This window comes from Ruegeria sp. CDSC079, from assembly GCF_059610505.1.
Genome location: NZ_JBXWNT010000006.1, coordinates 352523 through 358942, shown reverse-complemented (window position 1 = coordinate 358942; position 6420 = coordinate 352523). Strand labels below are relative to the sequence as shown.

Here is a 6420-nt window from a genome sequence, read left to right as displayed (position 1 = left end):
TCCGGGGGCAGGGCCCCCGGCCGCTCATACATCAGTCCTTCAGACTTTCTTCGCGCAGGCCATCAGCCAACAGGTTCAACCCAAGAACCAGTGTCAACAGCGCCAGCGCAGGTGGCAGGGCAGGGTGCAGATAGATCGACAAGAGCTTGCGCCCTTCATTGATCGTCGACCCCCAATCGGGACTTTCGGGTGGTAGCCCGAGGCCAAAGAATCCCAAGGTTCCCAAAAGGATGGTCGTATAGCCAATGCGCAGACAGAAATCGACGATCAGCGGCCCGCGCGCATTGGGCAGGATTTCCCAAAGCATGATGTACCATGGACCTTCACCACGGGTTTGCGCTGCGGCAACATAATCGCGGGTTTTGATGTCCAACGCCAGGCCACGCACGATACGGAATACCGTGGGTGAGTTTACGAAAACCACCGAAACGAACACGACCAGAATGCCGCCAGGGATATTGAACAGGTCCAGATAGGTGGGCAGTCCCCAGATGTTGTAGCTGTTGGTTTCGATGATGTAGCCGTCTGTTGAAATCAGAGATAGATAGAGCCACATCGCGATGCCCAACACTCCGATCAGCAGAGGTGTGCGGAAATTGGGCCGCGTATAGAACCGCGAATTCAGCAGGACGCAAAGAAACAGGATCGGAAAGACGAACAACACAGCTGCCATATAGTTTGGCACACCGGTTGCCACGATCTCGGGCGTGACCAGCAGATAGAACAGCAGGATTACCGGGAAGGCCAGGATCAGGTTTGCCAGGAAGGACAGGAACGTGTCCAGACGTCCGCCATAAAACCCCGCAGGCAGGCCCAGAGTAATCCCGACCATGAAGGCAAATATGGTTGCCATCGGTGCGATCTGCACCACGATCCATGCCCCTTTGACCATCCGGCTGAACACATCGCGGGCCAGATTGTCCCCACCCAGTAGATACCAGGAATATGTTCCGTCCTCAGTGCTGGGCATTGGAGTTCCGGGCAACTTGTTCTTCATACCTGAAACTTGCGCCAGCGGATCATGCGTGACGATCAGGTCCAACGCACCAAAAATGCCGGTAAAGACCCAGAACATCACAAGGCCAAAACCGATCATGCCGATGGGGCTGTCAAACAGTTTGCCGTAAAGGCCCAGCTTGCGCTTGAAGGCGATCGACATTGCAAACAGGATGATCAGCGACATCCAGACAGGTAAAAACTGCCGAGAGATCGCTCCGATAATCCCGGCGCTTGTCCCCATCAAAATGCCAAGCACTACATAGGCCAGACACAGTGCAACGCAGGCGAAAAAGCTGTATCTCAGCGCGATCTGCGTAAGGCCGCGCAGGCCGGTATCTGCATTGATTGTGCCGTCGATATTCACGACGACCGGCGTTTCGGGCAACACGATGCTGCCCAAGATCCAGACGATGATTGATACCCCTAGTGCAACCAATGCGATCATCAGCAAGGGGTTCAGAATGGCGATAGAGCCGGTCCAGGTAAGTGGTTCCATGTTCTGTCCCTCCTTACGAAATTCGGATGCGTGGGTTGAGGTAGACATAGCCGATATCCGAGATCAGCTGCGTTACTAGCACCACAAAGACCGACACTACCGAAATCGCCAGCAGAAGCTGGATGTCGTTATTGCCTGCTGCCTGAACCAGCGCCCAGCCGAAACCTTTATAGTTAAACAGGGTCTCGACGATCACCACGCCGTTCAGCAGCCAGGGAAACTGCAGCATGATGACTGTGAACGGTGCGATCAGCGCGTTTCGCAGCGCGTGCTTCATAACGATATTCGGGAAGGAAACACCTTTGAGCCGCGCGGTACGGATATATTGCGCCGTCATCACCTCGGTCATCGAGGCGCGGGTCATACGAGCGATATAGCCCATCCCGTAGAGAGCAATAGTCAGTACCGGTAGGAAGAAGTTTTCAAAGGTTGGGTTCTCCATCGCCTGTGTCGCGGTGCCTTTGAACCATTTCAGGCCAACGGCGGACGAAGTGAAGATCGCGATAAAGATCACGCCCGAGACATATTCCGGGGTCGCTGTCGTCGTGATGGCGAAAGTTGAAAGGGTCCGGTCGGTGGCCGATCCTTCTTTCATACCCGCAAGCACCCCAAGGATCAGCGCCGAAGGGACCATCAGCAACATAACCCAAAGCATCAACCGACCGGTCAGAGCCAACCGGGTGCCAACAACTTTCGAAACTTCCTCTTTGAAAACGGACGAGTATCCCCAGTATCCCTGCAGGATGCCACAGAAGCTTGGCGAGCTTTCTGCGGTTTCACCGGGCAGGATACATCTTCCTTGTACGCTGCCGTCTTCGTTGGTGTGCCGATAGGATGGCAGCACGCCCAACCACTCGCCGTATTTGATCGGCGTCGGCTGCAGATACCCGTTTTTCAGAAGATAGCTTTCAACCTGTTCGTCGGACATACGAAAATTGCCCTGCGTTTTCGCAAGCTTTTCGAGGTTTGGATACAGGTTGGTGAGGAAGAAGACCAAGAATGTCAGGCACAAAGCTGTGATGAGCATGATGCCGACACGCTTTAGAATGAATAGTCCCATATTAGCCCCTGTTGGTGGCCAGTGCAGGTGTCAAAAGCCCCACACTTCGCTGTTTTTTGGTCGCCACGATACGGACGAAAAAGCCGCGCCCAATCGGCGCGGCTTGTATATGTCGGCTTAGGAAAGAATGCCGAACTTATAGATTTGTGGCAGGTCGGCGATGTGCTTTTCAACCCCAACCATATTGTCCCGGTGGTGACGCATCGCCGTCCGCCAATAGGGTTGGATGGTCACGCCTTCTTCGATCATGATCGCCTGCAGCTTGGCCATGACTTCGCGACGTTTGTCGACATCCGCGATCGAGTTTGCCTCGGCCAGAAGCGCGTCGAACTCGTCATTGGCGAAACCAGCCTCGTTCCAGGCTACGCCCGATTTGTAGGCCAGCGCCAGAACCTGCGTGCCCAGCGGGCGGTGGTTCCAGTTGGTCGACGAGAAGGCGTATTTCGTCCAGTCGTTCCAGAAGGTCGAACCCGGAAGAACTGTATGACGTGCCTTGATGCCAGCATCGTTCAACTGAGCGACCACGGCCGCGGTCGTGTTGCGGCGCCAGTCGTCGTCGATGGACTGAACCTCATGCTCGAAGTCACCCATTCCGGCCTCGTCCATCAGCGCTTTGGCCGCTGCGGGATCAAAGGGCAGGCGGGTCACAGCCGAGTCATATTCCGGGTGCATCGGGCCAACATGGCAGTTGTCGGCAGGAATGCCGTATCCTGACATGCCCAGCTCCAGGCAGACGGCGTTGTCGACGGCCATGGCCAGGGCCTGCCGCACACGTTTGTCGGCGTAGATCTTGTTGCCGTCGGCATCTTCGGCCAGCTGGTTCGGGCGGATGACGATGGTAAAGCCCGATGGGATCTCGGACCGTGTCAGACCGATGCTGTCAAAGATGTCTACGAATTCGCCGACCGACTCCCAGTTCATGTCGATCTCTTCGGCCTCATAAGCAGCCAGGAAGGCCGCAGGGTCGGTGCCGTAGTCGATGAATTCGATCCGATCGATATAGCCACCCTTGCCCGCAGCATATCCCCACCAGTCGTGCTCTTCATTGCGGACCAGTACACCCTTTACGCCCACTTCGTGGCTTTCAGGGATCATGAAGCCAGTGCCAATCGGGTTGGCCAGCATATTGTTGGGATCGTGGCTGCTGTGCACGATGGCTGCCGGATAGTCGGCCATACCAGGAATGATCGTGATATCGGGCGTGTTGCAGGTCAGCTTGACCGTGTGATCATCGACCACAGTGATTGCACCTTCACCCGCTTTCTGGGTTGCCTCGTCAACCAGGGATGACATGCGCGATGCCATCGAGTTCCCCTCGACTGCCGCGTCACACCACATTTCGATGTTGCGGGCGACATCCGCTGCGGTGAAGTCATCACCATTGTTCCACTTGACGCCTTTGCGAACGTTCAGCGTGTGCTCAGTCGCATCATCGTTGGATTCCCAGCTTTCCAGCAACATCGGCTTGAACGAACCGTCATTGTTGTATTCGACCAGATATTCCAGCCAGCCAGCCGTGAAGGTCGCAATTTGCGTCCAGTCATAAGTACGTGGATCTTTCAGGCCGCGCACTTCCATCTGATAGCGGATAGTTCCACCGCGCGGTGGCTCTTGTGCTTGTGCCGGAGACGCCAGGCCGATCATTCCATAGGCGGCGGGGACGGTAACCCCCAATGCCGTCACGCGCGCCAAAAACTCGCGGCGGCTTAGTTGCCCGTCGCGGTACTCTTGCGCGTGCATTTCCGCGGCACGATGGATCGGCGCTCCGGTAATGGTTTGGTGTTTCATTAATGTCTCTCCCTGTGACATCGATTTTGATGAAGTAGCTCTGAACCGCTCAGACCAGTTGGTGCCAGGCAGCAGGTTCGTGTGTTCTTTTTTGGATAAGCAGCATCCCCATGGCGTCATTCGGCACCAGATTTCCCATGAGGTCAATGTCGGAAATCGTCATCAACTGCACAAAAGCGACATGCTGGGGCCGAAGTTTCCGTCATCGCGGATGCTTAATCTGTGCTCTAGGTAATTCGAATAAGTGACCGCCAATCAGATTCGATCACTTCGAATCTTCGGTTGGTGTCCTGAAAATGGGTTTGTAACGACTTTAAGTATCACTTTGATAAATCAGCGCGAATCCAGTTTCTCATGCGAGCGCGAAACCACGTGCGCTGACGTTTGGCAAATTGACGGGTCGAGATTGTGGCGCGCTCGCGCGCGTCATCCAGTGTGATACGGCCTTCAAGATAGGCTACCAACTCGGGAACGCCGATGGCCTTGAAAGACGGCAGCGAGGCGTCATACCGGTTTCGCATCGCCTCAACTTCTTCCAAAGCACCACTTTCCAGCATCAGGTCAAACCGGCGCCTGATCCGATCCAATAGCCATTCTTTGTCGACATCAAACACAATGGGCACGGCGTCTTGCGGGTTCAGAACCGGAGGAGGGGTGTCGGCTTGCCAGTCCCGCAAGCTGCGCCCGGTGGCTTGCTGAACTTCCCACGCACGTTGAACGCGGGCGCGATTCCGGGTGTCAATCCCGGCCAGGGTTTTGGCATCGACCCCATCAATCAGTGTAGCTAGGTCCAGTTGATCCGCGGCAGCCCGAACTTTGGTCGGAGTCGCCGGGATATCGACCATACCTTCGGTCAGGGCAGAAAAATACAAACCTGTACCGCCCACAATGATGGGGCGCTTTCCGCCGGACAGCAATGGCTTGACCTCGCGCAACCAGTGGCCAGTCGAATAGTCCTGATCATAAGGCACATGACCATAAAGCAGATGCGGCGCGCGGGCTTCTTCCTCGGCGGAGGGACGCGCCGAGATCACGCGCCAGCAATCATAAACCTGGCTTGCGTCTGCATTGACGATCACGCCGCCGAACGTTTCGGCGATCTTCAGCGCCAATGCTGATTTCCCCGATGCGGTAGGCCCGGCGATCAAGACGGGTTTGTCGTCAGAAATAGGGGGAAGGCTGTCCCAAAACTGCGTCATCTTGGCATTGGCCATTCAGGTTGCCTCATTCCTCATCATCCGCATTGAACCCGCGGAGCTTTTGCTTCATTTTGCGCCGGAATTAAACCCGTGCCAGCCCGGAGCGCAACATGACCCTTTCCCCCACAACCGACACTGTCGATACAACCAAGGCGAAATACAGCCGAGTGATGCTGAAGATTTCGGGCGAGGCGCTGATGGGAGATCAGGGTTTTGGCCTGCATCCGCCCACCGTTCAGCGCATCGCGCAAGAGGTAAAGTCAGTTCACGATCTAGGGGTCGAGATTTGTATGGTCATCGGTGGTGGCAACATCTTTCGCGGTCTCAGCGGTTCAGCTCAGGGGATGGAACGGACTACGGCGGATTACATGGGTATGCTGGCTACGGTCATGAATGCGCTTGGCATGCAATCGGCGCTTGAGGAGGTTGGCGTGTTTACTCGTGTGATCTCGGCCATTCGTATGGATGAGGTTTGCGAGCCTTACATCCGCCGCCGCGCTGTGCGGCATCTGGAAAAGAAACGGGTCTGCATCTTTGCCGCTGGAACAGGGAATCCGTATTTCACCACAGATACCGCAGCGACACTGCGCGCCAATGAGATGGCTTGCGAGGCGATCTTTATGGGTAAGAACGGCGTGGACGGTGTCTATGACAAAGACCCCAAAGAACATTCGGACGCGGTGCGTTATGACTCGGTCAGCTACGATGATGTGTTGGCAAAGCGGCTGAAAGTCATGGATGCATCGGCCATTGCGCTAGCGCGCGACAATAACCTGCCTCTGATCGTATTCGGATTGGATGAGCCGGGCGGTTTCCGCGGTATCTTGGCCGGTGAGGGAACCTACACAAAAGTTCAGGGCTGACACCCGAACGGTACT

At 55.8% G+C, this 6420-nt stretch carries 5 protein-coding genes; 1 reads left to right on the top strand and 4 read right to left on the bottom strand.

Annotation, left to right across the window (positions count from 1 at the left end):
- Positions 1 to 31: 31 nt before the first annotated feature.
- The 4 genes from AC2FIC_RS14155 to miaA form a co-directional block, all read right to left on the bottom strand.
- The gene (locus tag AC2FIC_RS14155) at positions 32 to 1495 is read right to left on the bottom strand and encodes an ABC transporter permease (RefSeq protein ID WP_142634239.1); all 1464 of its coding nucleotides are present in this window, start codon (positions 1493 to 1495) and stop codon (positions 32 to 34) included.
- A gap of 13 nt (positions 1496 to 1508) precedes the next feature.
- Complete coding sequence (locus tag AC2FIC_RS14150) at positions 1509 to 2555, bottom strand: ABC transporter permease (protein ID WP_142634237.1); 1047 nt, start codon at positions 2553 to 2555, stop codon at positions 1509 to 1511.
- A gap of 117 nt (positions 2556 to 2672) precedes the next feature.
- Positions 2673 to 4343, bottom strand: coding sequence for an ABC transporter substrate-binding protein (locus AC2FIC_RS14145; protein ID WP_496690672.1), 1671 nt, complete (start codon positions 4341 to 4343; stop codon positions 2673 to 2675).
- Between the two features lie 320 nt (positions 4344 to 4663).
- Positions 4664 to 5557: a tRNA (adenosine(37)-N6)-dimethylallyltransferase MiaA gene (gene miaA, locus AC2FIC_RS14140; protein ID WP_496690671.1), complete on the bottom strand. Its 894-nt coding sequence runs from the start codon at positions 5555 to 5557 to the stop codon at positions 4664 to 4666.
- Between the two features lie 95 nt (positions 5558 to 5652).
- On the opposite strand from miaA, the gene pyrH reads away from it, so the two are divergent.
- Positions 5653 to 6405 carry a UMP kinase gene (pyrH, locus tag AC2FIC_RS14135; protein ID WP_142634233.1) on the top strand — a complete coding sequence of 251 codons (753 nt, stop codon included), beginning with the start codon at positions 5653 to 5655 and terminating at the stop codon, positions 6403 to 6405.
- Positions 6406 to 6420: the final 15 nt, after the last annotated feature.

Bases quoted from the DNA above. Each gene is read 5' to 3' on its own strand.
- AC2FIC_RS14155 (WP_142634239.1), bottom strand. From the start codon at position 1,495: ATGGAACCACTTACCTGGACCGGCTCTATCGCCATTCTGAACCCCTTG.
- AC2FIC_RS14150 (WP_142634237.1), bottom strand. From the start codon at position 2,555: ATGGGACTATTCATTCTAAAGCGTGTCGGCATCATGCTCATCACAGCT.
- AC2FIC_RS14145 (WP_496690672.1), bottom strand. From the start codon at position 4,343: ATGAAACACCAAACCATTACCGGAGCGCCGATCCATCGTGCCGCGGAA.
- miaA (WP_496690671.1), bottom strand. From the start codon at position 5,557: ATGGCCAATGCCAAGATGACGCAGTTTTGGGACAGCCTTCCCCCTATT.
- pyrH (WP_142634233.1), top strand. From the start codon at position 5,653: ATGACCCTTTCCCCCACAACCGACACTGTCGATACAACCAAGGCGAAA.